Raw genomic sequence first — 23,770 nt, 5'->3', positions numbered from 1 at the left:
ACCCTGCGTTAACCATAACGCCGGGCGCGGACAGGGCTGAGGCAGAGGGCGCAGATGGCGATCGAGATCACGGGTGACATGATCGGCACCTACACCAGCGCCTCGCTCAACGGCACCAATCCGCCCAATCTCGTGCTCACCGTTTCGGGCGTCACGCCCTTGGGGACGTCCTCGGATGTCTATTACCTCGAAGTGTATCAGAACGTCTCCGACACGTTCACCAACGGCCAGCTTTGGCGGCTGACCGATTCCGAGGGCAACGTGATTGCCGAGGGGATGATCCCCGACAACAACAATTACCAGAACATGGGGGCGGGCGACGAGCATGTGCTGTTCCAGAACGGGTATATCATCGATATTTCCGGGCTGGACAGCGGCACTATGGTCTACACGTCGGCGGATGAGACGGCGGATCCGGACGCTGGAAACAACGACGGAGAATTGCAGATTTCCGAGGTCGAGGCGGCGGTCTGTTTCGCCGCCGGATCGGTGGTGCGGGGGCGGCAGGGACCGGTGGCGATCGAGACGGTGCGGCCCGGCGATCTGATCTGGACGCTGGACCACGGCTATCGCCCGGTGCGCTGGGTCGGTTCTTCGGGGGTCGATTTGAGCCGCGCGCCCGATCTCGCGCCGATTGAAATTCTGCGGGGGGCCTTGGGGCAGGGCGTGCCGAGCCGCCCGGTTCTTGTGTCGCCGCAGCACCGGGTGTTGATCACGGGCCATCTGGTCGAGCTTTATGCCGGGCTGGACGAGGCGCTGGTGCCGGCGCGCTGGCTGGTGAACCGGCGGAGCATCCGGCAGCGCAGCGATCTGACCGAGATCACCTATGTGCATCTGATGTTCGAGGCGCATGAGATACTCGACAGCGGCGGGCTTATGTCCGAGAGCTTCTATCCCGGAGAGACGGCGCTGAGCCTTCTGGAGCAGGATGCGCGAGCGGAGCTTTTCCGCATTTTTCCGCAGCTGCGCCTCTTTGGCGAGGCGGCGAGCGGGCCTTTGGCGCGGCCTGAGATTCGGGGCAGTGTGGCTGCCTTATTCGGTCATGCGGTGTGACACATTCCGAAAATGCGTAAACAACGCCTTAATTTCCATCATGACGACGGCCAGACGGCGAAGAAATGCCCCGAAATCCGGCAATTGATCAGGATCAAGGATTGCAGCCCCCTTGCATGGTCTTTTCTGCGCGGGATGTGAAACGCAACAGATCGGAGGCTGTCATGACCGGGACCAAGGGCTACGAGACGCATGAACGTCTTATGAACCGTATGGCGCAGACACTTGGCGTCGATTTCGAGGAACTGAAGCAACGCGGGCAATGCGACGAGGGGGCGATGGAAAATCGCGTTCATCGCTGCATGGGCTGCACCGACCCGGAGGCCTGCGAGGTGTTTCTCGCGGATCATGACGCGGGCGCGGCGTTTGCTCCGGCCTATTGCCGCAACAAGACCGATCTGGAACGCCTCGCCGCGGGCTGAGAGCGTCTCACAAGACAAACTGGAGGAAAGACCATGACGGATACACTGCTGCGCCCGGGTGAGGCCTGCCTGATGCATGGCATGGCGGACCGGCTTGGGGCCGATGTGGTGCGCGCCGCCGCGTCCGGGGACATCGCTCCGGAGGACCTGTCCAAGATGGAAACCAGTTGTGGGCAATGCACCCAGCACGATGCCTGCATCCTCTGGCTTCTGGAACATCAGGGGCATCAGGAGCAAGCGCCGGAGTATTGCCTGAATGCGCAGAGACTTTACTTTGTGCGGGCGCTGCAAAACCAGTTGCTCGCCGCCGAGTAAGCGGGAGACATCCGGGATGAGAAAAGGGGCCGCGCGGGCCCCTTTTTGTTGTCGACGCGCTCTTCGTGCTCAGTTGCGGGCCGCACCAGCGCCTTGGCCACCGGTGCCGGAGCCGTCTTCCGCGAGGACGGAAAAGGCCTGCATCTGGGCGCGGGTGTCGGGTCCCGCGAGATCTTCGACGGTGCTCGCAGGGGTTGCGCCGGAATAGCCCGCATCTTCGAGCCGGGTGACGAGAATCTCGCCCGTGGTGTCGAAGATCGGCCCCAGAGTGGTCAGGGTTTCATCGGCGAATTTCGAGAAGGCGGCGAATTGCGGCGGGCCGCCGCGGGCCTGCGTCTGATCGGGCACGAGATAGGCTCCGACGGTCAGCACCACGCCCAGAACGATGATGGCGATGGCCAGCGGGCGTTTGAAATAGGTTCTGAAGGCGCGCCAGTTCAGGATGACGTGCAGGGCGACGACGACGACCATGGCGAGGCCGATGATCTCGTGCATCCAGCGCCCGGCGGAGGTGATGACATGGAAATACCAGAGCACCCCGGTGACGCCGACGATGGTAAACGTGGCGATGGTCAGGGGGGTGGCGAATTTACGTAACGTGGACATGGCTGCCTCTCTTGCTGTGTCTGCCCTGTTCTACGGGGACGCTTCGCGGTTCCGTCGCTTGCCTCCGTGCCTGTCCTCGATCATGCTCGCGCGATGGAGGAGGACAAATGAAAGACAAAGCGATCTACACGGCGAAGCGTCTGGTCCTGCGCACGGTCTGGAGCATGGAGGGGCTGCGCTATGCGTGGCGCTCGGAACATTCCTTTCGGACGTGGGTCTGGGCCAATCTCATATCGGCCTGTCTGGCCCTTGTCCTTGATCTGACGGCAGGGGAGCGGGGGCTGGTGATTGCACTGGGGCTGTTGGTGTTGGCCGCCGAGCTGTTGAACACGGCGATCGAGGATGCGGTGGATTACATTTCGGAGCGCGAGCACCCGCTGGCGAAGACCGCCAAGGATGCGGGGTCTGCGGCGGTGACGGTGACGGCTTTGGCGGCGGGGGTGGCGTGGCTTTTCGTGCTGATCGGGTGAGGCTATAAGGCGCCATGCAGATTTATGACGGCATCATCTCCGACCGCGGCTCGAAATATGCGGTTTCCGGCGGGGCCTGTGGGTCCGAGGAGGAGGCCAAGGCGTTTGTCAAAGAGCTGTGCCGCAAGAAGAAATTCGCGAAGGCGACACATAACACATGGGGCGTTGTGCTGCCGGATGGCACGCCTCTCAAGAATGACGACGGCGAGAGCGGTGCGGGGATGGTGATCCTGCGCATGCTGGAGCGCGAGGGCGTCACCGGCCAGATCGTCGTGGTGACGCGCTGGTACGGGGGCAAACACCTTGGCGGCGACCGGTTTCGCCATGTGCAGGACGCGGTGCGCTATTACCTCGACCGGATTTAGTGTTTCTCGACCTCTTCGACCGGCCCGCCATGCATCTTCCACGCGGAGAACCCGCCCGCGACATGGGCGACGTTGGTGAAGCCCATTTCGATGCAGGTTTTCGTGGCCAGCGCCGAGCGCCATGCGGAGGCGCAGTAGAAGACGAACTTCTTATCCTCGCCGAATTTCGGTTTGTAATAGGGGCTTTCCGGGTCGATCCAGAATTCGAGCATGCCGCGCGGGCAGTGAAAGGCGCCGGGAATGCGGCCCTCGCGCTCAAGCTCGCGGCGGTCGCGGAGATCGACGAAGACGATACTGTCGTCCTGCGTGAGGAGGATGGCGTCTTGCGTCGGGATTGTCTCGATCACTTTGTGGGCGCTCGCGAGCAGGTCTTTGTAGTTTTTGAGCATGGGGGTCTCCTCTTGGGGGAGAGTTAACCTGATCAGTGCGGGGAGGGCAACGTGATCGCTGTCCCCGAGGCATTACACATAAGACGCGGCCGTTTGGGCGATTGCGTCCGCATGTTTGTAGATGTCTTCAAGCGTTGTCAGCTCGAACTTTTCTTCATTCTTGTCCGGATCGAAGAGACCCAGCACGTTTTTGGATTTCGCGTTGAAATAGAAACGGCACAGGGGTTTTCGATTGTTGTCGTCTACGAACACGCTGCAATAGCTTTTGGCATCACGGATGGTGATCCGCTCTGTCGGTATGGTTTTAGCGGCAATCGCTTTGACCATCATGAAGGCTTCTTTTTCTTCGTCCGTCGTTATGATGTCGGATTTCGGTTCTTCAGGTGTGGTTCCACCGTCCGTTTTTGGCGTATCGGATTTCGGTCTGAATGCAATATCCAGACGGTCCTGAATGCGATCCCTTACAATGATCTCAATGGCCGATTGAATGGCAGGTCTGATTTGTTCGACGACATTTCTGGTCAGCATGCCATCATGAATTTTACGGCCAATCAGCTTGACGAACTCGTCGTCCGGTTCGTCCAGTTGGGTTTTAAGATATTGGGCTGCGGCATGCGAGTACTTGAGCGCAGATGCTGCTTCAAGAATGCTTTCAATCGAGAAGACATCTTTTTGAAACCGGCTGAGTTCTTCGATTTCATCTTCGTCGTGCTTTTGCAGATCGAATTTGAAGAACGGTTTTTTGTCCATCTTGTTCGGAGCGTCGATGTCCGAGAAGAACCACGCTTCTCTGCCATTGGTCAGAATGGCAAGATTTGCTTCGGTTACTCCGAAGTAGCGGTAAAGCTGATTATATTGGGTGTTTCCGAGAGAGGAAGTAATCGGTTTGACCTCAATGAGGATTTTGGTCTCACCATTGATCTTGAGGGCGAAATCGACTTTCTCGCCTTTTTTCGTGCCGACATCCGAGACATATTCGGGAATGACTTCGTCCAGATTAAACGGGTCGAAGCCGAGCGACTGAATGAAGGGTAGGATGACAGAGGTTTTCGTTGCTTCTTCGGTGAGAGCTTTTTCACTCGCGGTTTTGGACCGCTTGGCAAGCTCTTTGATTTGCTCTTTGAATTCCATTCCTCAATCCCCCAATCTCAATTGGGGATATTAAGGAGGAGAAATTTGTTTCAATCAACAGTTTCGAATCTCGTTCATTCGGGAAAACAATTCTCAAGACTGTTTTCTATTTCCGCCCCGGCGCTCCGAACCTCCGGTTCTCCGCGCGCAAACGCGTAAAAACTCTCCCCCGGACTGATTGTTAGACGATCCCCGGCGCTCCGCGTCTTCGACGCATCCGCGCGTTGCGGCTAAAAACGCTCTCCCAGAGCGTTTTTTAACGCCGCAACCCCCACAAATCATACTCCCCGGCCTCATCGACCTCGACCGTCACCAAATCCCCAACGCTCAACCCCTCGGTCCCCTCGTCAATAAACAGGTTCCCGTCGATCTCCGGCGCGTCGGCCTTGGTGCGACATGTCGCGATGCCGTCTTCGTCGATGTCGTCCACGATGACCTGCTGAATGCTGCCGACCTTGGCTTGCAATTTGGCTTCGGAAATCGCTTGCGCCTTCTCCATGAACCGCTCCCAGCGGTCCTGTTTGACCTCGGGGGCGACGTGGTCGGGCAGGGCGTTGGAGCGTGCGCCGGCGACGTTTTCGTATTGGAAACAGCCGACGCGGTCGAGTTGCGCCTCGTCCAGCCAGTCGAGGAGGTATTGGAATTCCGCCTCCGTCTCGCCGGGGTAGCCGACGATGAAGGTGGAGCGCAGCGTGATGTCCGGGCAGACGGAGCGCCATGCGGCGATCTCGTCGAGCACTTTGGTGGAGGCGGCGGGGCGCGCCATGCGTTTCAAGACGTCCGGGTGGCCGTGTTGGAACGGGATGTCGAGATAGGGCAGGACGGCGTTGCCTGCGTCGGCCATGAGCGGGATCAGGTCGCGCACATGGGGGTAGGGGTAAACGTAATGGAGCCGGACCCAGAGGTCATCGGCGGCACCCAGTTGCCCCAGCTCTCGCGCCAGATCGGTGATGTGGCTGCGCACTTCACGGTCTTTCCATGGGAAGGATTCGTATTTGCGATCAAGGCCGTAGGCGGAGGTGTCCTGCGAGATGACCAGCAGTTCCTTGACGCCCGCTTCGACGAGCTTTTCGGCCTCGCGCAAGATGGCATGGACCGGGCGCGATTGCAGTTTGCCGCGCATGTCCGGGATGATGCAAAATTTGCAGGCGTGGTTGCAGCCCTCGGAAATCTTGAGATAGCTGAAATGCCGGGGCGTCAGGCTGACGCCGGTGGCGGGCAGCAGGTCGATGAACGGATCGGGCGCGGGCGGCACGGCGGCGTGGACGGCGTCGAGGACCTGCTCGTATTGATGCGGGCCGGTGACGGCCAGAACCTTCGGATGGACGCCGGTGATATATTCGGGATCGGCGCCGAGACAGCCGGTGACCAAAACTTTGCCGTTTTCCTGAAGCGCCTCGCCGATGGCCTCAAGGCTCTCGGCCTTGGCACTGTCGAGAAAGCCGCAGGTGTTGACGATCACCGCATCCGCGCCGGAATAATCGGCGCTGATCTGATAGCCTTCCGCCCGGAGCCGGGTGAGAATGCGTTCGCTGTCGACCAGCGCTTTCGGACAGCCCAGAGAGACCATGCCGATGGTCGGCTGGCCGTCACGGCGGTTCGTGTCGAAGACGGGCTTCGGGGCAAGGTCGGGGCGGAGATTTGGCGGGTTCTGGCTCATGGCGGCGATATACTCCGAAAGAAAGGGTCGGGAAAGCCCCCAGAAGAGGTGGGCGTTCCTGTCGGATTTGCCGCGTCGCGGCGGAAAATTTCGTCGCCGGATCGAAAATATTCGCATAGGTTGATGGAGATCACAGACGCGTGATCCCATAATTTTTAGCACAGGCCCGCGGTGTGCGGGTTCGGGCGCGGCCGCAGCGTTTGAGGAGGCGCGGCATCACCCGAAAACCTTGGAAGGATGATAGATGTTCAGGATGGAACACACCCGTGTCGCGGGACCGGTCGTCTTGTGCCTTGCCGCCAGTATTTTGCCGCAGGGCGCCTCGGCCACGGAAGGATATTTTGCATTGGGCTACAGCCCGGCGGCGCGGGGCGTCGCGGGGGCGGGCGTGGCCTATTCGCAGGACGCCATGTCGGGTGCGATCAACCCGGCCTCAGTGGCCAGCGTGGGGCGCGAGCTGAGTTTCGGGTTTCAGGCCTTTGCGCCGTCGCGGGGCTATACCGGCACGGGCACGGGGTTCATCGCCGATGGCGAGGTCAAGTCCGGCAAGGAGTTTTTCCCGGTGCCGAACGCGGCCTATAACCTGCCGCTCGCGAACGGGGCGGTGGTGAACTTTTCCGCTTACGGCAACGGCGGGATGAACACCTCTTATCCGGATGTGAGCAACGCCAATTGCGGCGGTGGTTCCGGGGTCTATTGCGGTGGCGAGGCGGGTGTCGACCTGACCCAGCTATTCGTCTCGGTGACCTATGCGCAGAAGATGGGACGGTTCTCTTACGGGATTGCGCCGACGCTGGCGGTGCAGGCCTTCGAGGCCAAGGGGCTTTTGGCCTTTTCCAGTATGTCGATGGATTCATCGGCGCTCACGAACAATGGCTTGGATTTCTCCTACGGGCTGGGGCTCCGGGTCGGGATGCAATATGAGCTGAGCGATCAACTCACACTCGGGATTGCGGCGCAGACGAAATTCGACATGTCGGAATTCGACGATTACGCCGGGCTTTTCGAAGGCGGTGGAGATTTCGACATTCCGGCCTCGATCACCGTCGGTCTGGCCTATCAGCCGACGCCCGATCTGGCGCTTTTGCTCGATTATCAGAAGATTTTCTATTCGGACGTACCGGCCGTGGGCAATGCCTCCGACGCGGGCGCGCTGGGCGCCGATGGCGGAGCGGGGTTCGGTTGGGAGGATGTCGAGGTGATCCGTCTGGGGGCCGAATGGAAATCCTCGCCCGACATGACCTGGCGGGTGGGGTATGCCCATGCGTCGAACCCGATCGGGTCGGAGGACGTGACCTTCGGCATTCTCGCGCCGGGCGTGGTGGAGGATCACTTCACCTTCGGCGGCTCGCGGCAGATCAATGCCCGCGACCGGATCGATTTCTCGATCTCCTATGTGCCGGAAAACACGGTCACCGGGCCGGTGATGTATGGCGGCACGGCGGAGTTGGAAATGAGTCAGCTTTCGGCGTCGATTGGCTGGACCCGCAGCTTCTGATCGCTGTGGCGCTGGATTTGAGAAAGCCCCTCCGGGGGCTTTCCGCCTGTTCGCACAGAGTCTGTGCGGCGGATTTGGATGTGTGAGGACGGCGTATCGGCTAGGCTGCGGTAAACCGCATGCAACACAGGTCGCCTCATGCTTACCAACACAGCCACCCGTTACGGCGCGCTTGCGCGCTTTTTCCATTGGGCGATTGCCCTTTTGATCCTCAGCGACATTGCCCTCGGGCTGATCGGGGAGAACACGCCGCGCACGGCAGAGACCGCCGCCGGGCTCGCGACGCTCTATTCGGCGCATAAAACCATCGGTGTAGCCGTGCTCGGTCTTGCCGTGCTGCGCATCCTCTGGGCGATCACGCAGCCGAAACCCGTGCCGGTGCACCCGGAGCGCAAGGCGGAGACGTTGCTGGCCGAAGTGATCCACTGGATGCTTTATGGCGCGATTGTGATCATGCCGCTGTCGGGCTGGGTGATGCATTCCGCCGAAACCGGCTTTGCCCCGATCCTCTGGCCGTTCGGGCAGGACCTGCCGTTCGTGCCGAAATCCGAAGATGTCGCGCATATGGCGGGGGCGGTACATGGGCTTTCTGCGCTGGTGATTTATCTGACGGTCGCGCTGCATGTCGCAGGGGCGCTGAAACATGCGGTGATCGAGAAAGACGGCGTGCTGTCCCGGATGTTGACCGGGCGCGAGGCCGGTGTTGCGGGCGAGGGGCACAGCTCTGCCCTGCCGCCGGTTCTGGCCGCCGTGCTCTGGATTGCCGTTGTGGCCTTTCCCTTCGTGATGCCCGCGCCGGAACGCCCGGATGGGGCCGCCGCGCCGATGGAACAGGCTCAGATGGAACAGGCCGAGCTTGCCTCCGATCTGCCCTCATGGACGGTCGATCAGGGCAATCTGACGATCTCCGTCAAGCAAATGGGCGCGCCGGTCGAGGGCAGTTTCGCGAACTGGAGTGCTGCCATCGCCTATGACGAGGCGACGGGTACGGGCGAGGTGACGGTCACCATCGACACCACGTCGCTCACGCTCGGCTCGGTGACGCAACAGGCTATGGGGCCGGAGTTTTTCAACACGGAAACCTATGCGACCGCCACGTTCGAAGGGGAGATTTCCCGCATCGAGGGCGCATCGCATCAGGCGGTGGGGACGCTGACGCTGGTCGGGCAGGAGGTGCCGGTGACACTGGCTTTCGACCTGACGATTGACGGCGACACCGCGACGATGAGCGGGACGAGCACGCTCGACCGCCGGGATTTCGGCATGGGCGCGGGCTATGCGGATGAGGGCACCGTGGGATTTGCGGTCGAGGTCGCGACGACGCTGACGGCGGTGCGACAGTAAATTCCGGGTCATTTGGATCAAAAGAAGGCCGCCGGATCGCTCCGGCGGCCTTTTGAATGCGTGGGCGGGGCGGCTTATTCGGCCAGCATCGCTTCGATGGAAATCTCGATTTCGACCTCGTCGGAGATGTAGGGCGCATACTGACCCATGTCGAAATCGGAGCGCAGCACGGTCAGCTCGCCGTCGAAGCCGAGCCAGGGCTTGTTCATCATCGGGTGCTCGCCCTTCTGGGTCAACTCGGCCTCGATGGTGACGGATTTGGTGATGCCGTTGATGGTCAGATCGCCGGTGATCAGACCTTCGTTTTCGTCCTCGACGGTGATCGAGGTGGATTTGAAGGAGATGGTCGGGTTCTCTTCGGCACCGAAGAAATCGCCGGTCAGGAAGTGCGCGGTGCGCTCGGCCCAGCCGGTGTAGAGGCTGTCGGTCGGAAAGGAGACTTCGACGGAAGAGTTCGCCGGATCGGCCTCGTCGAACATGATCGTGCCGTCGAAGCCGGAGAACATGCCGGTGGTGGTGGAGAAGCCGAGGTGTTCATAGGTGAAAACGATCTGGCTGTGCGAAGCGTCGAGGGCGTATTTCACCGGTTCGGCAGAAGCGGCGGTTGCGCCGAGGACGAGCGCGGAAGTCAGAAGCAGGTGTTTCATGTCAAAGCTTTCTTTGGCAGTGTGGTTTGAAGATGGCTGTAAAGCTAGCGTGCTGACCGTGAAGCTCAAATTCCGCAGCGCCAAACAGAGTCTGTGCGCAAAGAAACACGCATATGCAAAAATATGCGAATGCTGTGTGAAAACCGTCCGACTTGGCGCTTGGGCGGTCCGGCGCTCAATAACAGTGTTTGGAGGCGTAGCTCTGAACCTCGTCCCTCCAGTCATCGACTTCGGAGACCTTGGATTTTGCATCCTGATAGACGTCCCAGATCGTTTGCATGGCGGAGCTGTTATCGGGATTGCAATCGGCCAGCGCCTCTTCCATCTGGCTTTGGGTGACCCAGAAATCGTCGTTTGCCCCATCGAGCAGACGCAGGGCGGTTTCGATCCGGGAGCAGGTCGTGATCATGTCCCCGGCCTCGGCGGCCTGCCGTGTCCGGTTCAGCATGTCGGCAGCCTCGTTCTGTTGATCCACTCCGTCGTTGAAACTGTCGATGCCCCGATTGATCGACCACTGGCAATCGGCGAGGGCGGGGGAGGCAAGGAGAAGGGCGAGGGCGGTGAGGGAGAGAAAACGGGGCATGGAACCTCTTGGAGCAATGTGAGACCAGAGTTTTCTGCCGCAGGGCGTCAGGTCAACAGGAATACTCGGCTCAAGCGCCGGGCATGGCGGTGTTTTTCGTCATTGCCTGAAATTCAGTGAAAACTGGCGATGGAGCAGACGAGAATCGCGAGGATCAGCCAGCGTGCTGTCAGGACGAAGCGTTTCGGGGCCAAGGTTTTCAGGCGGGTGAAACGCAGGACGTTCCAAAGCACCAGCAGCGCCACGAAAACGAGCTTGAGCGCGAACCATCCGGTGTGGAGATCGATCAGCCCGGTCATGCCGCCGATCCCGGCCATGACCAATCCGCTCAGGACCAGAGCGCCCAGCCCCCAAAGCCCGTATTGGCCGATGGATCTGGCGAGCCCCATCAGGGCGGGCTTTTGTTCGGGAGGGGTCGCGGGCAGGCGGGCGAGCAGGAGCCCCATGATCACATTGGCGCCCGCGCCCACGATAAGCGAGAGAATGTGCAGGAAAAAGAGAGCCTTAAGAAAGAAAATCACAAGGCTCTCCCGATGGGGTGCGGATCAGCGGCGACGGTCGCGGCGCGAGGACATCGGCTGGAACGCGACGCCGACATGCGCCTCGCAATAGGGTTTGCCCGGAACGGAGGGCAGGCCGCAGAACCAGAAATCGTCGGTCGCCGGATCGCCGATGGGCCATTTGCAGGTCTTTTCGGTGAGTTCCATCACGGAGATCCGCTTGGCCTTTTTCTCGACCTCGTTGACCTTGGCCAGAGCTTCGGCGGGGATCTCGTTGGTCGAGGGCTGCGGCGGCAGAGGTTGGCCTGCGGGGATGATCTGGCGACGGGCGGGCACGGCGGGTTTCGGGGAGGCCTCGTTCACCTCGTCCTGCGCTGCGGGTTGGGCCGCGGGTTTCGGCTTGGCCTCGACCTTGGGCTTCACGGCAGGTTTCGCTTTCGGCTGGACGGCGGCGGCGGCGGGTTTGGCGGCAGGCGCGGCACCGGCACCGGCGCGGTTCGACAGGCCGAGACGGTGCACCTTGCCGATCACGGCGTTGCGCGTCACACCGCCAAGTTCCTTGGCGATCTGCGAGGCGGATTGACCCTCGCCCCACATTTTTTTCAACAGTTCGACGCGCTCATCGGTCCAGGACATGGTTCTTCCTTCGGTTGTCATCGGGCCTGTGGTAGTCTTTGGCGCGGCCCCGCACCACTTGGATGATCGCGAATACGATCACGGAAACGATCCTGCACAGGGGTTTTGCAGTGCAGGCGCTTGAGATTTCTGTCTGCCCCCTATTTTAAGCACGGCGCTTGCGGTTACAAGCGGGCGCGCGGGGAAAACCGCAGACAGGGGTCTATAGCAGGGGAGCGCGACAATGGAAATGGCTCAAAATGAACTCCAGATGGGCGTGCGCCGGTTTGGCCGGGTCAACTGGCTTGGGCTTTACACGCTCATTGGGCGCGAGATTTCTCGGTTTCTCGCGGTCTGGACCCAGACGCTTCTGGCGCCTCTGGTCACGGCAGGACTGTTTCTGACGATCTTCACGCTGGCGATCGGCCCGTCGCGCGGCGATGTCATGGGCGTGCCCTTCGTGCATTTTCTCGCCCCCGGCATCCTGACCATGACGGTGATCCAGAACGCCTTTGCCAACACTTCCTCCTCGATCATGATCTCGAAAGTGCAGGGCAATATCGTCGACACGCTGATGCCGCCGCTGGCGCCTTTCGAGCTTGTGATCGGCTATCTGTCGGGCGGTGTGGCGCGCGGCATGGTCGTGGCCGTCGCGATCTGGACGGTGATGGCGGTGTTCGTCGGGCTGCCGCTGCATCATCCGCTTTTTGCCATTGCTTTTGTGCTCTTGGGGGCGCTGTTCATCGGCGGTCTGGGCGTCTTGGCGGGCATCGTGAGCCAGAAGTTCGACCATATGGCGGCGATCACCAATTTCATCATCACGCCCCTGTCCTTCCTGTCGGGGACCTTCTATTCGGTCGAGACCTTGCCGCAGTGGTTCAAGGTGCTGACCCATCTGAACCCGGTGTTCTACCTGATCGACGGTGTCCGCTATGGCATCATCGGAACCTCGGACAGCTCGCCCTGGATCGGGCTTGCGGTGATGAGCGCGGTGACCTCCGTGGTGGTGTTCATCGATTGGCAGTTTTTCAAACGCGGTACGAAGCTGAAATCCTGACGTGAAAATCGCAGAGGGATGCCGGGCGGCCCCATTGTCGCCGGATTTCCACGCTATCGACCCCGGGAAGTCTTAACTTGCCGGGGTTTTCGATGGGTCTCAGCGTGCGTTTCCTGTGTCCTCTTGTCCTGTGTCTCGTGCCGTTTGCGATGCAGGCGGGAGACGGGGCGTCTGAGGCTGCGGATCAGATCGGTTGGGAAGCGGTCGGACGGCTCGACATGGCCGGGGAAGGCACCTGCACCGGGGCGCTGATTGCGCCCGATCTGGTGCTGACGGCGGCGCATTGCGTGGTGGACAGCGAGAAGATCCCGCTCGCCCCGGAGACAATCACCTTTCGGGCCGGTTTGCGCCATCAGGATTATGTTGCCGCTTCGCGCGGGCTGGCGGTGGCGGTGACGCCGGGGTTCGAGACGGCGGAGCGGGAGACGGGCGATCACCTGCGGCGCGATGTGGCGCTGGTCAAGCTGGCCTCGCCGATCCCCGCGGCGCTGGCCACGCCTTACGCGCTGCATGGGCCAACGGGGCCGGAGGGCGATCTGACGGTCGCCTCCTATGGTCAGCCGCAGAATGACGTCATGACCGTTCAGAGGGTCTGTCATCTTCTCGATGCTTCCGACGATCTCTATGCGTTCGATTGCTATATCTCTTACGGTGCCTCCGGGTCGCCGGTTTTTGCCAGAGATCACGGGCGGCTGGCGATTGTCTCTCTGGTTTCGGCGCAGGGGGAGGCAGGCGGGAAGCGGATCGGCTATGGCATGTCGCTTTCGGGGAAAGTCGAGGCGCTCAAACGTCAGCTTGCGCAGGGAGGAGCGACGGGGGCGGAACCCGCCGTGGTCCGGCGTATCACGGTCGGCGGCGGAACCTCAACGCGCGCGGTCGGCAATTCGAAATTCCTTTCGGCGGAGTGAGCGGCACCGGGTTGCGCCGCAAATTTCCTTTGACAGTGCGGGCGGTTTGATCGAAAAGCGCCGTCATGAACATGACCTGCGCATATGCTTCCGGTAGCCGACGTCGACGCTGATGCGTCCCTGACGTCCGTTCATCCGTGCCCGAGGCGTGATCCGCGCGGCACAAATCGCGCCAAAGCGGCGCAATCCCTTAAAAAATACCCCCAAACCACTCCCCAAACCGTTGACAGGCCCGCTGGCTTTCGCCACCCATGAGGCCTCTCTTTTCCAGAGGAACCACACGATGATCTCTTCCGTTCTGCCGACCTACAACCGGGCTCCGCTGTCCTTCGTCAAAGGCGAAGGCTCCTGGCTTATCGAGGCGGACGGGCGCCGTTTTCTCGATCTCGGCGCGGGCATTGCGGTGAACACGCTGGGGCATGCCAACCCCGAGCTGGCGCAGGTTCTGAAGGATCAGGCCGACACGCTCTGGCATGTCTCGAACCTCTACAAGATCCCGGCGCAGGAGGCTCTGGCCGACAAGCTGACCGAGCTGACCTTTGCCGACACCTGTTTCTTTACCAACTCCGGCACCGAGGCCGCCGAGCTGGCGATCAAGATGGCGCGCAAATACTGGTATGAGAAAGGCCAGCCGGAGAAGATCGAAGTGATCACCTTCGCGGGCTGTTTCCACGGTCGCTCCTCCGCCGCCATCGCCGCGTCGGGTGCGGAGAAGATGATCAAGGGCTTTGGCCCGATGCTTGAGGGCTTTGTGCATTTGCCGTTTGGCGAATGGGAGACCGTGGCCGATCACGTCACCGACAAAACGGCGGCGATCCTGATCGAGCCGGTGCAGGGCGAAGGCGGTATCCGTGTCGTCCCCGACGAGGCGCTGAAACTGTTGCGCAAGATTTGCGACGAGAAGGGCGCTTTGCTGATTTTCGACGAGGTGCAATGCGGTGTTGCCCGGACCGGCAAGCTGTTCGCGCATGAATATGCGGGCGTGACGCCCGACATCATGATGATTGCCAAGGGCATCGGCGGCGGCTTCCCGCTGGGCGCGGTTCTGGCGACCGAAGAGGCGGCGTCGGGCATGACGGCGGGCACTCATGGGTCGACCTATGGCGGCAACCCGCTGGGCTGCGCCATCGGGCTCAAGGTGCTGTCGATCGTCTCCGACCCGGCGTTTCTGGCCGAGGTGAACCGCAAGGCGGGGCTGATGCGGCAGAAGCTCGAAGAGCTGGTGGCGGCGCATCCGGACGTGTTCGAAGGCGTGCGCGGCGAGGGGCTCATGCTGGGCCTGAAATGCAAGGTGGCGCCCGCCGATCTGGTGGCGAAGGGCTATGCCGAAGGCGTGCTTGCCGTGCCCGCCGCCGACAACGTGGTGCGGCTTCTGCCCGCGCTGAACATTTCCGACGCAGAGATTGCCGAGGCCGTGTCGCGGATCGATGCCGCCGCCGGGGCGCTCTGAGAGACAAGAGACTGAACAGATGAACCATTTCCTCGACATTCACAAAACCTCCGCCAAAGACCTGCACCGGATCATCGAGACCGCGAAGCTGACCAAGAACGCGCGCCACGACAAGCCGAAGGGGGCTTTGGACGCGGAGTTGCCGCTCAAGGACAAGATGGTGGCGCTGATTTTCGAGAAACCCTCGACCCGGACGCGCGTGTCCTTCGACGTCGGCGTGCGCCAGATGGGCGGCCAGACCATGGTGCTTTCAGGTGCCGATATGCAGCTTGGCCATGGCGAGACCATCGCGGACACCGCCCGCGTTCTGTCGCGCTATGTCGATATGATCATGATCCGCACCTTCGAAGAGCAGACGCTTTTGGAGATGGCGGAATATGCCTCCGTGCCGGTGATCAACGGGCTGACGAACCGCACGCACCCCTGCCAGATCATGGCCGACATCCTGACCTATGAGGAGCATCGCGGTTCGATCAAGGGCAAGAAAGTGGTGTGGCTCGGCGATGGCAACAATGTCTGTGCCTCCTTCATCCACGCGGCGGGGCAGTTCGGGTTCGATCTGACCTTTGCCGGGCCGGAGCCTTTGGATCCGGAGATGGGCTTTGTCGAGGAGGCGCGGGCCAAGGGCTCCTCCGTCGAGATTGTGCGCGACGCGTCCGAGGCGGTGCTCGGTGCCGATCTCATCGTGACCGACACATGGGTGTCGATGCACGATCCGGCTTCGGCGCGGGAACGCCGCCACAATCAGCTTCGTCCCTACCGGGTGGATCGTCGGTTGATGGCGCTTGCGAAACCCGATGCGCTGTTCATGCATTGCCTGCCGGCGCACCGGGGCGATGAGGTGACGAATTCGGTGATGGACGGCCCGCAATCGGTGATTTTCGATGAGGCGGAGAACCGTCTCCACGCCCAGAAGGCGATCATGCGGTGGTGCGTCGAGGGCAAATGACAGAGGCTCCGGGGGAGCCTTTGACCCGATATGCGAACGGAGCCCCAACGGGGGGGCTGGTGTTTCGGGTCTTACACATGGAAAAGGGCGCCCGGTGTGGCGCCCTTTTGTTTTGCGGATCAGCCTGCGAAATGCGCCAGGAACCAGAACACCACGGCGGACATCGTGGCGGCGGCAGGGACGGTGATGATCCAGGCAGCGACGATGGTCATGAAATGGCTGCGGCGCACGAGTTTGCGGCGGTGACGCTCCTCGGCGGCGATGCGGGTGATCTTCTTGGAACGCGCGGTCTCGTCGAGGCGCTTCTCGTGATACCATTCGCGGAAAAAGCCGACGCCGAAGACGCCACCGACCGCGATATGGGTGGAGGAGACCGGCAGGCCGAGCCAGCTTGCGAGGATCACGGTGATGGCGGCGGAGAGCGCGACGCAATAGGCACGCATCGGGTTCAGTTTGGTGATCTGGCTGCCGACCATGCGGATGAGCTTCGGGCCGAAAAGGATGAGGCCGAAGGAAATCCCCAACGCGCCGATCACCATGACCCAATGGGGGATATTGACGCTTCCGGCAAAGCCGCCCTCGGCATTGGCATGCACGATGGCGGCCAGAGGGCCGACGGCATTGGCGACATCGTTGGCGCCATGGGCAAAGGACAGCAGCGCGGCGGAGATCACCAGCGGCAGGCCGAACAGCGCCTTGAGCGATTTGTTGCGGTTCTCCAGCCCTTGAGACTGCCGCCGGATCAGCGGCGCGGAGCCGACATAGGACAGCGCGCCCACGGCGAGACCGATGAGCACGGCGGTCAACAGGTCGATATGAACGATCTGTTTCAACCCCTTGATCGCCAGATAGGTGGCAAACGTGCCCATCATGATGCCGATCAGCACCGGAACCCAGACGCGGGCGGCGGCGATCTTGTCGTCCTTGTAGATGATGCGCGCCTTGATGAACCACAGGAAACCGGCGGCGATCACACCGCCCAAAAGCGGCGAAATCACCCAGCTTGCGGCGATCGTGCCCATGGAGGCCCAGTTGACGGTGCCGAAACCCGCCGCCGCGATGCCTGCGCCCATGACGCCGCCGACGACGGCATGGGTGGTGGAAACCGGCGCGCCGATCCAGGTGGCGAGGTTGACCCAGAGGGCGGAGGACAAAAGGGCTGCCATCATCGCCCAGATGAAGATCCGGGTGTCGGCCATGGCGGTCGGGTCGATGATGCCCTTGGAGATGGTCGAGACCACGTCGCCGCCCGCAAGGAGCGCGCCTGCGCTTTCGAAGAGTGCGGCGATGACGATGGCCCCGCCCATGGTCAGGGCGTTGGCGCCGACCGCAGGACCCATGTTGTTGGCGACATCGTTGGCACCGATGTTGATCGCCATATAGGCGCCCAGAGCGGCGGCGGCGATCACCACGGCGGAGCCGGGTTGACCGCCGAACAGGAAGGCGGCGAGAAGCCCCGCGACGATGATGAAGGCCAGCGCCACACCGAGACCGACCATGGGGCGGGCGATGTGAAAGGTGGCGGACTCGAACTGGGTGATCCGGTTCAGGTCCTTGTCCAGCGTCTTCCACTGTTTTCCGTGATCTTCCGTCTCCGACATCGGCGCTCCGCTTTGTCATAAAACCGTTACAAGCGGGCGCAGCGCTAACCTGCCCGGCCTTGCATTGCAAGCCTTTCGGAGCGCGTCATGACGAAGATGAAGCGGGAGGCATTGGCTCAGAAACCGAGCAACAGGTCCTTGAGTTCCGGTTCGTCGACCAGAGAGGCGGCCTGTTTCGGGCTCATCCAGCTGCGTTGACGTTGACCTTTTTCCGGGAAATCGCCCTCGAGATGGTCGACCTCGATCGGATAGACCGTGGCCTCCACCGGCGCGGGCAGGCCGTTGTCGAGTTTCTTGATGTAGTGGTAGAGGCCCACCGGCTGGCGTTTCACCCGTGCAGGTTTGACCCCGGCCTCTTCCCAGGCTTCCTGTGCCGCAGTCCCGGCGCCGTCGAGCCCGTCGATCGGCCAACCTTTCGGCAGAATCCAGCGCCCGCTGTCGCGCGAGGTGATCAAAAGCACTTCCTTGCCCTTCTTGCCCTTGCGCCAGCACAGAGCGGCGGATTGCACGCGGTCGGGCCGGCGCAGCAGAGGGTCGAAGACGCCTGTCCAGGCGGATTTGAGCAAAGTTGCCATGGGATGATGATGTGCCTGTTATGTCTATATTGCGTATATACATAGGGCAGGATTTCCGAAATTGCAAGTTTTCTTGGGGAAATGCTTGTCGCAAAGCCGGATTGCCTTATCTTTGAGCAGGTGTTTCGGCGCGCATCTCTCCCGGTTGCGCGCCGCGTTTCATCTGACAAAAGAAGGAGTTGCCGGACCATGTCTCAGGCTCGGATCGGTCTTGTCGGCCTCGGCGTCATGGGCGCCAATCTTTCGCTCAACATCGCCGAAAAGGGGTTCCCGGTTGCTGTGTTCAACCGCACCGGTTCCGTGACCGATGCTTTTGTCGCCTCGGCGGGCGATCTTGCGGAACGCCTCGTGCCTGCGAAAACCTATGAGGCGCTGATCGCCTCGCTCGCCAAACCCCGCGCGGTGATCATCATGGTCAAGGCGGGCGGGCCGGTCGATGCGGTGATCGAGGCGCTTGTGCCGCTGATGGAGGCGGGCGATATGATCATCGATGCGGGCAATGCCGATTTCCACGACACCCGCCGTCGTGAGGCCGCTCTGCGTGACAAGGGCCTCAATTTTATCGGCATGGGCGTGTCGGGTGGTGAAGAGGGGGCGCGGCACGGGCCCTCGATCATGGTCGGCGGCAACCCGGAGAGCTATGCCGTGATCCGCGACATCGTCGAGGCGATTGCCGCCAAACATGAGGGCGTCCCCTGTGCCGCGCATTTCGGGCCGGACGGGGCGGGGCATTTCGTCAAGACGGTGCACAACGGCATCGAATATGCCGATATGCAGATGATCGCGGAGGTTTATGGCCTTCTGCGCGACGGGGCGGGGCGTGCGCCCGGCGAGATCGGGGCGCTGTTTGCGGCATGGAACGAGGGGCCGCTCAACTCCTATCTGGTGGAAATCTCGGCGCGTGTGCTCGGCACCGATGATCCGGTGAGCGGTCGGCCCATTGTCGATGTGATCGTCGACACGGCGGGGCAAAAGGGCACCGGGCGCTGGACCGCGATCGAGGCGATCCGGTTGGGGCAGTCGCCCTCCACCATCGAAGCGGCGGTCGCAGCCCGGTCCTGGTCGTCGGAAAAGGAGACGCGGCAGGCGGGGCAGGCGTTGTTCGGCGATTTGGGGGGCGAGGGCTTGCCGATCCCCTCGGATGCCGATCTGGAACAGGCGCTGTTGGCTGCCAAGATGATTGCCTACGATCAGGGCTTTAAAATTCTCGCCGCCGCTTCCGATCAATATGACTGGGGCCTCGATCTCGCCACTGCCGCCGAGGTCTGGCGCGAGGGTTGCATCATCCGCTCCGCCCTTCTCGATGATATGGCCTCTGCGATCCGCGAGGGGCTGCCGCAGGGCCAGTTGATCTTTGCGCCGCGTTTCGCCGGGCTGATCCGCGAGGGTGGCACAGCGTTGCGGCGCACGGTGGCCTATGCGGCCTCCGCGGGATTGCCGGTGCCGGCCTTTGCCAATGCGCTCGCGTATTTCGACACGATGCGACAGGGGCGGGGCTCCACCGATCTCATTCAGGCACAGCGCGATTTCTTCGGTGCGCATGGGTTCGAACGGACCGATGGCGGCGCGGGGCAACACGGGCCATGGGCCGGGAGTGTGGCGCACAGCTGATGAGGCACCCTTGCATGGACGTCGGGTTTTGTGATTTCTCATCCCTATGCCCGACTCCCCGGGTGCGAGAGAGACGCGCATGAGTTTCGTCATCTTCATCAACGGTCTGGTGATGGTCTTCTTCGCTGCCCTCATGGGGGTGGTGGCGCTGATTTTTCCCGACACCTCGATGATCTTTGAGGAAGTGGCACTCTTGACCGGCTTCATGGGGGGCGCGCTTGCGCTTGCATCTTCGCCGCGCACAGAAGATCTGCGCCCGCTGCACACTTTTCTTCTGACCTCCTCTGTCTGGATGGTGGCCGCCCTGTGCGGTGCGCTGCCGCTCTACGCCTATGATCTTTCGCTGACCGATGCCCTGTTCGAGGCGATGTCCGGGATCACCACCACCGGCTCCACCGTCATGTCCGGGCTCGACGACACGCCGCGCGGCATCATCCTGTGGCGCGCCATTCTGCAAGGGGTGGGCGGTGTCGGCTTTATCGTCACCGGCATCGCGCTTTTGCCGATCCTCAAGGTCGGTGGCATGCAGTTGTTCCGTTCGGAAAGTTCGGAGACCGGCGAGCGCGAATTGCGCAACGCCACCATGTTCGCCTCCGCCACGTTGCAGATCTATTTCGCCCTGATCGTGATCTGCGCCTTGCTCTATTTCGTCGGCGGCATGTCGCCCTTCGACGCCATCACCCATTCCATGACCACGCTGTCGACGGGCGGATATTCCGGCTATGACGCCTCCTTCGGCCATTTCGACAGCGCGTTCCTGCAATGGACCTGCACGCTGTTCATGCTCTTCGGCGCCTTGCCGTTTTCCTGGTATATCAGGGGGCTGCGGCATGGGCGTTGGAGGTCTGAACAGGTCTCTGCCATGCTGGTCTCGCTGGCGGTGAGCATCGGGGGGCTGTCGCTCTGGCTGATGATCACGCGGGGGGAGGGGCTGTTCGATGCGCTGCGGCTGGTGGCGTTCAACGTGATTTCCGTGGTTACGACGACGGGCTATGCGACCACCGATTACACGCTCTGGGGGCCTTTCGCGGTGGCGGCGTTTTTCGTCCTGACGGCGGCGGGTGGGGCCACGGGGTCGACCGCGGGCGGTGCCAAGGCGATGCGCTGGCTTGTGGCGTTTCGGGCGCTCAAGGCGCAGATCCGGCAAAGCTATGCGCCGCACCGGGTGACGTTCGTGAAATACGAAGGCCGCCCCGTGTCCCCGGATGCGCTGTCCGGCGTGATCGCGTTTTTCGTGCTCTACGCCGCCACATTCGGTGTACTCGCTTCGCTTTTGAGTTTCTTTGGTCAGGATATGTCCACAGCCACTTCGGGGGCTCTGACGGCTTTGGCGAATGTCGGTCCCGGTGTGGGCGACATCATCGGACCGGCGGGCAATTTCGCGACGCTGAATACGCCGTCGAAGCTGGTGCTGACCTTCGGCATGTATCTCGGACGGCTGGAGATGGCGACGGTCTATGCGCTGTTTGCACCGCTGTTCTGGCGGGAGCTTGTGTCGGCGCGCTAAGGTTTAACGCTTTGTCATAAACGGCCCGGCAAAGGTTAAAACGCTGTCACATTTCTCTCTCAGGACTGTCACAGTCTTTAACGAAAGCTTTTCAGGTGCCACGCGGTTTGGCGCGCAGCGTCGGATCGGCCTCTGTCGGGTCCTCGGGCCAAGGGTGCCTCGGATAACGCCCGCGCATGTCCTTGCGCACGTCGGCATAAGAGGTCTTCCAGAAATTCGGCAGATCCATCGTCACCTGAACCGGACGATGTGCGGGAGAGGTCAGAACCACCTTCAAGGGTACGCGTTTCGGGCCGACGGTGGGGTGCACCCTGGTGCCGAAAAATTCCTGCAATCGCCCGGTGACTTCGGGATGTTCGCCCGAATAATCAATCGGCAACCTACGCCCGACGGGGCTTTCAAACGCGCCGGGAACCTCCCGGTCGAGCCGTTGCATCTGATCCCAGTCGAGCATGCCCCGCAGCGCCTCGGTGATGTCGAGAGCGCGGAGCTGGGCCTCGGTTTTCGCGCCCTTGAGGTAGGGCAGAAGCCAGTCTTCGAGATGATCCAAGAGAGCGGCGTCGGTCATGTCGGGGTAATCCGCACCCATCAGCGCGACACGGGCGGCAAAGCGGCGCGCGGCATCGGTCCAGGGCAGGCCGATCTGACGCAGGCCAACAAGCGCACCGCGGGCGACGGCCTCCGGGGGCGCGTCTTTCCATTGCCGGTCGTCAAGGATGAGCGCGCCGAACATCTCGCGCCTGCGCGCGACCACGCGTTTTTCGCGCCTGTCCCAGTCGCAGACCTCGACCCATGCAATCTGATCGCCGTAGAGGCCTCGCAGTTCGCTTTCTCCGATCTGGGCGGCCTGCCGGATTTTGGCATCCCGCGCCGCACCGTCGGTGTCGGTGACGACGATGAGACGCGAGGAAGCCAGATCGTCGCTTTCCGCCATCACCGCGCCCTTGCCGCCGGACAGAAGATAGCGCGGCTGATCGCCGGGACGCCGCAGGCCGATCCGGTCGGGGTAGGCGAGCGCGGCCATTTCGCCAAGGCTCATGAAGGCCGCTTGTGGCAGGCCTTGCGTAAGCCGCCTGGCTTCTTGTTTGACACGCTCGATCACGCCGCGGTCGGCCGTGCCGGGAGACGTGAGCGCCCGCATGCGCAGGGACAGATCCGCGCCTGCCCCCCGCAAAGGATCGCGTTCGTTCAAGAGTGCGGCGAGTTCTGCGGCCTGTGCACCCGCAATTTGCAGCATATGTGCAAGTCTTGGGTGCAGCGGTTTCGCCGCCAAAGCCCTGCCATGGGCCGTGATCCGACCTTCGCCGTCGAGCGCGCCAAGGCCGTGAAGCAGGGCGCGCGCCTCTGCCAGAGGGCCGGCGGGGGGCGGCGTGAGGAAGGCGAGATCCGCCTCGGAGGCGCCCCAGAGCGCGAGTTCCAAGGCGAGGCCGGTGAGGTCTGCGGTCTCGATCTCGGCGGGGGCGAAGGCGGACAGGGCGCCTTCTTCGCCTTTGGTCCAAAGCCGGTAACAGACCCCGTCGGAGACGCGGCCCGCACGGCCCCGGCGCTGTTCGGCTTCGGCGCGGGAGACCCGTTCGGTGACGAGGCGCGACATGCCCGAGGACGGATCGAACCGTGCCCGGCGCGCCCGGCCCGCGTCGACGACAATGCGCACGTCTTCGATGGTCAAGGAGGTTTCGGCAATCGAGGTCGCCAGTACGATCTTGCGGCCCTCCCGGGCGGGGGCGATGGCGGCGCGCTGGTCGGCGAATTTCATCGCGCCGAACAGCGGGCGAATGGCGCAATCCTTGGGGACCCGGCCTTCGAGCAGCATCTGAACCCGGCGGATTTCGCCCTCTCCGGGCAGGAAAACGAGAGCGGAGCCGGGGGCTTCCGAGATCGCGCGGAGCGTCAGATCGGCGACCGTCTGTTCCAGCCGCTGAATCTTGGGAAGGGGCGCATCGAGCCAGCGGGTTTCGACCGGATAAGCGCGCCCCTCCGAGCGCACCACAGGAGCATCGTCGAGCAGGGCCGCCACGGGGTCCGCGTCGAGTGTGGCCGACATGACGATCAGCACGAGATCGTCGCGCAAGGCCTGTCGCACCTCCCAGACGAGAGCGAGTCCGAGATCGGCGTTCAGACTGCGTTCGTGAAATTCGTCGAAGATCACCGCGCCGACCCCGGTCAGTTCCGGGTCGGATTGCAGCATGCGTGTCAGGATGCCTTCTGTCACCACCTCGATCCGGGTGGTTTTCGACACCTTCGCCTCGCCGCGGATGCGGTAGCCGACGGTCTCGCCCGCGCGTTCGCCCAGCGTCTCCGCCATGCGCTCGGCGGCGGAGCGCGCGGCGAGGCGACGAGGTTCCAACATGACGATCCTGCCGGTCACCTCGGGCAAAAGTGCGAGCGGCACGCGGGTTGTCTTGCCGGCCCCGGGGGGAGCCATGAGCACGGCGCGGCCTGCCGTTTTCACGGCGGAAATCAGCGGATCGAGCGCGTCGTCGATGGGGAGGCGGGGCGTAAACATGCCCCCCT

The 23,770-nt window shown here is 62.3% G+C and carries 24 protein-coding genes; 13 read left to right on the top strand and 11 right to left on the bottom strand.

Translation table 11 applies throughout. The annotated features are described in order from the left end of the window. The first annotated feature begins 54 nt into the window (after positions 1-54). The 3 genes from V1471_RS10135 (at position 55) to V1471_RS10125 (ending at position 1,790) form a co-directional block, all read left to right on the top strand. Entirely contained in the window at positions 55-1,053 is a 999-nt protein-coding gene (locus tag V1471_RS10135; RefSeq protein WP_434288476.1) for a Hint domain-containing protein, read from the top strand. Positions 1,054-1,217: 164 nt separating this feature from the next. Further along, positions 1,218-1,475 (top strand): DUF6455 family protein, encoded by a 258-nt coding sequence (locus V1471_RS10130; RefSeq protein WP_434288475.1) that lies wholly within the window; start codon positions 1,218-1,220, stop codon positions 1,473-1,475. A gap of 33 nt (positions 1,476-1,508) precedes the next feature. Further along, positions 1,509-1,790, top strand: coding sequence for a DUF6455 family protein (locus tag V1471_RS10125; protein WP_434288473.1), 282 nt, complete (start codon positions 1,509-1,511; stop codon positions 1,788-1,790). Positions 1,791-1,859: 69 nt separating this feature from the next. On the opposite strand, the gene V1471_RS10120 is transcribed toward V1471_RS10125, so the two are convergent. Next, on the bottom strand, positions 1,860-2,396 hold the full coding sequence (locus V1471_RS10120; protein ID WP_434288472.1) for a DUF4405 domain-containing protein: 537 nt from the start codon (positions 2,394-2,396) through the stop codon (positions 1,860-1,862). A 107-nt stretch (positions 2,397-2,503) separates the two neighbouring features. Between V1471_RS10120 and V1471_RS10115 the strand changes: the two genes are divergently transcribed. Together V1471_RS10115 and V1471_RS10110 are read left to right on the top strand one after the other, a co-directional pair. Then, positions 2,504-2,866, top strand: a complete 363-nt coding sequence (locus V1471_RS10115; protein WP_434288470.1) for a diacylglycerol kinase — start codon at positions 2,504-2,506, stop codon at positions 2,864-2,866. A gap of 14 nt (positions 2,867-2,880) precedes the next feature. Next, complete coding sequence (locus tag V1471_RS10110; protein WP_434288468.1) at positions 2,881-3,231, top strand: YigZ family protein; 351 nt, start codon at positions 2,881-2,883, stop codon at positions 3,229-3,231. Here the strand turns inward: V1471_RS10110 and V1471_RS10105 are convergent. The 3 genes from V1471_RS10105 to rimO all read right to left on the bottom strand — a co-directional run bounded on the left by V1471_RS10105 (position 3,228) and on the right by rimO (position 6,411). Further along, positions 3,228-3,620, bottom strand: a complete 393-nt coding sequence (locus tag V1471_RS10105) for a rhodanese-like domain-containing protein (RefSeq protein WP_434288466.1) — start codon at positions 3,618-3,620, stop codon at positions 3,228-3,230. The two genes, V1471_RS10110 and V1471_RS10105, sit on opposite strands and share 4 nt — an antisense overlap. Before the next feature lie 72 nt (positions 3,621-3,692). Further along, entirely contained in the window at positions 3,693-4,751 is a 1,059-nt protein-coding gene (locus tag V1471_RS10100; RefSeq protein ID WP_434288464.1) for a type I restriction endonuclease, read from the bottom strand. A 256-nt stretch (positions 4,752-5,007) separates the two neighbouring features. Further along, the gene (gene rimO / locus V1471_RS10095) at positions 5,008-6,411 is read right to left on the bottom strand and encodes a 30S ribosomal protein S12 methylthiotransferase RimO (RefSeq protein ID WP_434288462.1); all 1,404 of its coding nucleotides are present in this window, start codon (positions 6,409-6,411) and stop codon (positions 5,008-5,010) included. Positions 6,412-6,655: 244 nt separating this feature from the next. Here rimO and V1471_RS10090 point away from each other — a divergent pair, with 244 nt between their 5' ends. Together V1471_RS10090 and V1471_RS10085 are read left to right on the top strand one after the other, a co-directional pair. Continuing rightward, positions 6,656-7,909 carry an OmpP1/FadL family transporter gene (locus tag V1471_RS10090; RefSeq protein WP_434288461.1) on the top strand — a complete coding sequence of 418 codons (1,254 nt, stop codon included), beginning with the start codon at positions 6,656-6,658 and terminating at the stop codon, positions 7,907-7,909. A gap of 138 nt (positions 7,910-8,047) precedes the next feature. Further along, positions 8,048-9,253, top strand: coding sequence for a cytochrome b/b6 domain-containing protein (locus tag V1471_RS10085; RefSeq protein ID WP_434288459.1), 1,206 nt, complete (start codon positions 8,048-8,050; stop codon positions 9,251-9,253). A gap of 74 nt (positions 9,254-9,327) precedes the next feature. On the opposite strand, the gene V1471_RS10080 is transcribed toward V1471_RS10085, so the two are convergent. The 4 genes from V1471_RS10080 to V1471_RS10065 all read right to left on the bottom strand — a co-directional run bounded on the left by V1471_RS10080 (position 9,328) and on the right by V1471_RS10065 (position 11,619). After that, positions 9,328-9,900: a YceI family protein gene (locus V1471_RS10080; RefSeq protein WP_434288457.1), complete on the bottom strand. Its 573-nt coding sequence runs from the start codon at positions 9,898-9,900 to the stop codon at positions 9,328-9,330. Positions 9,901-10,075: 175 nt separating this feature from the next. Then, entirely contained in the window at positions 10,076-10,483 is a 408-nt protein-coding gene (locus V1471_RS10075) for a hypothetical protein (RefSeq protein ID WP_434288456.1), read from the bottom strand. 113 nt (positions 10,484-10,596) lie between these two features. Continuing rightward, a complete protein-coding gene (locus V1471_RS10070; RefSeq protein ID WP_434288454.1) occupies positions 10,597-11,004 on the bottom strand; it encodes a hypothetical protein in 408 nt (135 codons plus the stop codon). Between the two features lie 24 nt (positions 11,005-11,028). After that, positions 11,029-11,619 (bottom strand): GcrA family cell cycle regulator, encoded by a 591-nt coding sequence (locus V1471_RS10065; RefSeq protein WP_434288453.1) that lies wholly within the window; start codon positions 11,617-11,619, stop codon positions 11,029-11,031. 223 nt (positions 11,620-11,842) lie between these two features. On the opposite strand from V1471_RS10065, the gene V1471_RS10060 reads away from it, so the two are divergent. The 4 genes from V1471_RS10060 to argF all read left to right on the top strand — a co-directional run bounded on the left by V1471_RS10060 (position 11,843) and on the right by argF (position 15,962). Then, a complete protein-coding gene (locus V1471_RS10060) occupies positions 11,843-12,655 on the top strand; it encodes an ABC transporter permease (RefSeq protein WP_434288451.1) in 813 nt (270 codons plus the stop codon). 92 nt (positions 12,656-12,747) lie between these two features. After that, the gene (locus tag V1471_RS10055) at positions 12,748-13,563 is read left to right on the top strand and encodes a trypsin-like serine peptidase (RefSeq protein WP_434288450.1); all 816 of its coding nucleotides are present in this window, start codon (positions 12,748-12,750) and stop codon (positions 13,561-13,563) included. Positions 13,564-13,846: 283 nt separating this feature from the next. Continuing rightward, positions 13,847-15,013: an aspartate aminotransferase family protein gene (locus V1471_RS10050; RefSeq protein WP_434288449.1), complete on the top strand. Its 1,167-nt coding sequence runs from the start codon at positions 13,847-13,849 to the stop codon at positions 15,011-15,013. Positions 15,014-15,032: 19 nt separating this feature from the next. Further along, positions 15,033-15,962, top strand: coding sequence for an ornithine carbamoyltransferase (gene argF, locus V1471_RS10045; protein WP_434288447.1), 930 nt, complete (start codon positions 15,033-15,035; stop codon positions 15,960-15,962). A 119-nt stretch (positions 15,963-16,081) separates the two neighbouring features. On the opposite strand, the gene V1471_RS10040 is transcribed toward argF, so the two are convergent. Both V1471_RS10040 and V1471_RS10035 read right to left on the bottom strand, forming a co-directional pair. Then, entirely contained in the window at positions 16,082-17,563 is a 1,482-nt protein-coding gene (locus V1471_RS10040) for an inorganic phosphate transporter (RefSeq protein WP_434288445.1), read from the bottom strand. A gap of 116 nt (positions 17,564-17,679) precedes the next feature. After that, positions 17,680-18,138, bottom strand: a complete 459-nt coding sequence (locus tag V1471_RS10035; RefSeq protein ID WP_434288444.1) for an NUDIX hydrolase — start codon at positions 18,136-18,138, stop codon at positions 17,680-17,682. A 189-nt stretch (positions 18,139-18,327) separates the two neighbouring features. On the opposite strand from V1471_RS10035, the gene gndA reads away from it, so the two are divergent. Together gndA and V1471_RS10025 are read left to right on the top strand one after the other, a co-directional pair. Continuing rightward, positions 18,328-19,749 (top strand): NADP-dependent phosphogluconate dehydrogenase, encoded by a 1,422-nt coding sequence (gndA, locus tag V1471_RS10030; protein WP_434288443.1) that lies wholly within the window; start codon positions 18,328-18,330, stop codon positions 19,747-19,749. Positions 19,750-19,828: 79 nt separating this feature from the next. After that, positions 19,829-21,256, top strand: a complete 1,428-nt coding sequence (locus V1471_RS10025) for a TrkH family potassium uptake protein (protein ID WP_434288442.1) — start codon at positions 19,829-19,831, stop codon at positions 21,254-21,256. 91 nt (positions 21,257-21,347) lie between these two features. Here the strand turns inward: V1471_RS10025 and hrpB are convergent, their stop codons facing one another. Next, the gene (gene hrpB / locus V1471_RS10020) at positions 21,348-23,762 is read right to left on the bottom strand and encodes an ATP-dependent helicase HrpB (protein WP_434288441.1); all 2,415 of its coding nucleotides are present in this window, start codon (positions 23,760-23,762) and stop codon (positions 21,348-21,350) included. Positions 23,763-23,770: the final 8 nt, after the last annotated feature.

Origin of the sequence: Celeribacter sp. SCSIO 80788, from assembly GCF_051054295.1 — a bacterium.
Taxonomy (GTDB): domain Bacteria; phylum Pseudomonadota; class Alphaproteobacteria; order Rhodobacterales; family Rhodobacteraceae; genus Celeribacter.
The sequence above is the reverse complement of the archived record's forward strand: the minus strand, read 5'-3'. Positions and strand labels throughout refer to the sequence as shown.

Excerpts from the sequence above, each read along its gene's own strand:
- V1471_RS10110 (WP_434288468.1), top strand. The coding sequence starts at position 2,881 with ATGCAGATTTATGACGGCATCATCTCCGACCGCGGCTCGAAATATGCG.
- V1471_RS10060 (WP_434288451.1), top strand. The coding sequence starts at position 11,843 with ATGGAAATGGCTCAAAATGAACTCCAGATGGGCGTGCGCCGGTTTGGC.
- V1471_RS10025 (WP_434288442.1), top strand. The coding sequence starts at position 19,829 with ATGAGTTTCGTCATCTTCATCAACGGTCTGGTGATGGTCTTCTTCGCT.
- V1471_RS10100 (WP_434288464.1), bottom strand. The coding sequence starts at position 4,751 with ATGGAATTCAAAGAGCAAATCAAAGAGCTTGCCAAGCGGTCCAAAACC.
- V1471_RS10090 (WP_434288461.1), top strand. The coding sequence starts at position 6,656 with ATGTTCAGGATGGAACACACCCGTGTCGCGGGACCGGTCGTCTTGTGC.
- V1471_RS10075 (WP_434288456.1), bottom strand. The coding sequence starts at position 10,483 with ATGCCCCGTTTTCTCTCCCTCACCGCCCTCGCCCTTCTCCTTGCCTCC.
- V1471_RS10055 (WP_434288450.1), top strand. The coding sequence starts at position 12,748 with ATGGGTCTCAGCGTGCGTTTCCTGTGTCCTCTTGTCCTGTGTCTCGTG.
- V1471_RS10135 (WP_434288476.1), top strand. The coding sequence starts at position 55 with ATGGCGATCGAGATCACGGGTGACATGATCGGCACCTACACCAGCGCC.
- rimO (WP_434288462.1), bottom strand. The coding sequence starts at position 6,411 with ATGAGCCAGAACCCGCCAAATCTCCGCCCCGACCTTGCCCCGAAGCCC.
- V1471_RS10065 (WP_434288453.1), bottom strand. The coding sequence starts at position 11,619 with ATGTCCTGGACCGATGAGCGCGTCGAACTGTTGAAAAAAATGTGGGGC.
- V1471_RS10115 (WP_434288470.1), top strand. The coding sequence starts at position 2,504 with ATGAAAGACAAAGCGATCTACACGGCGAAGCGTCTGGTCCTGCGCACG.
- V1471_RS10120 (WP_434288472.1), bottom strand. The coding sequence starts at position 2,396 with ATGTCCACGTTACGTAAATTCGCCACCCCCCTGACCATCGCCACGTTT.
- V1471_RS10040 (WP_434288445.1), bottom strand. The coding sequence starts at position 17,563 with ATGTCGGAGACGGAAGATCACGGAAAACAGTGGAAGACGCTGGACAAG.
- V1471_RS10080 (WP_434288457.1), bottom strand. The coding sequence starts at position 9,900 with ATGAAACACCTGCTTCTGACTTCCGCGCTCGTCCTCGGCGCAACCGCC.
- hrpB (WP_434288441.1), bottom strand. The coding sequence starts at position 23,762 with ATGTTTACGCCCCGCCTCCCCATCGACGACGCGCTCGATCCGCTGATT.
- V1471_RS10105 (WP_434288466.1), bottom strand. The coding sequence starts at position 3,620 with ATGCTCAAAAACTACAAAGACCTGCTCGCGAGCGCCCACAAAGTGATC.
- V1471_RS10050 (WP_434288449.1), top strand. The coding sequence starts at position 13,847 with ATGATCTCTTCCGTTCTGCCGACCTACAACCGGGCTCCGCTGTCCTTC.
- V1471_RS10035 (WP_434288444.1), bottom strand. The coding sequence starts at position 18,138 with ATGGCAACTTTGCTCAAATCCGCCTGGACAGGCGTCTTCGACCCTCTG.
- V1471_RS10130 (WP_434288475.1), top strand. The coding sequence starts at position 1,218 with ATGACCGGGACCAAGGGCTACGAGACGCATGAACGTCTTATGAACCGT.
- argF (WP_434288447.1), top strand. The coding sequence starts at position 15,033 with ATGAACCATTTCCTCGACATTCACAAAACCTCCGCCAAAGACCTGCAC.
- V1471_RS10085 (WP_434288459.1), top strand. The coding sequence starts at position 8,048 with ATGCTTACCAACACAGCCACCCGTTACGGCGCGCTTGCGCGCTTTTTC.
- gndA (WP_434288443.1), top strand. The coding sequence starts at position 18,328 with ATGTCTCAGGCTCGGATCGGTCTTGTCGGCCTCGGCGTCATGGGCGCC.
- V1471_RS10125 (WP_434288473.1), top strand. The coding sequence starts at position 1,509 with ATGACGGATACACTGCTGCGCCCGGGTGAGGCCTGCCTGATGCATGGC.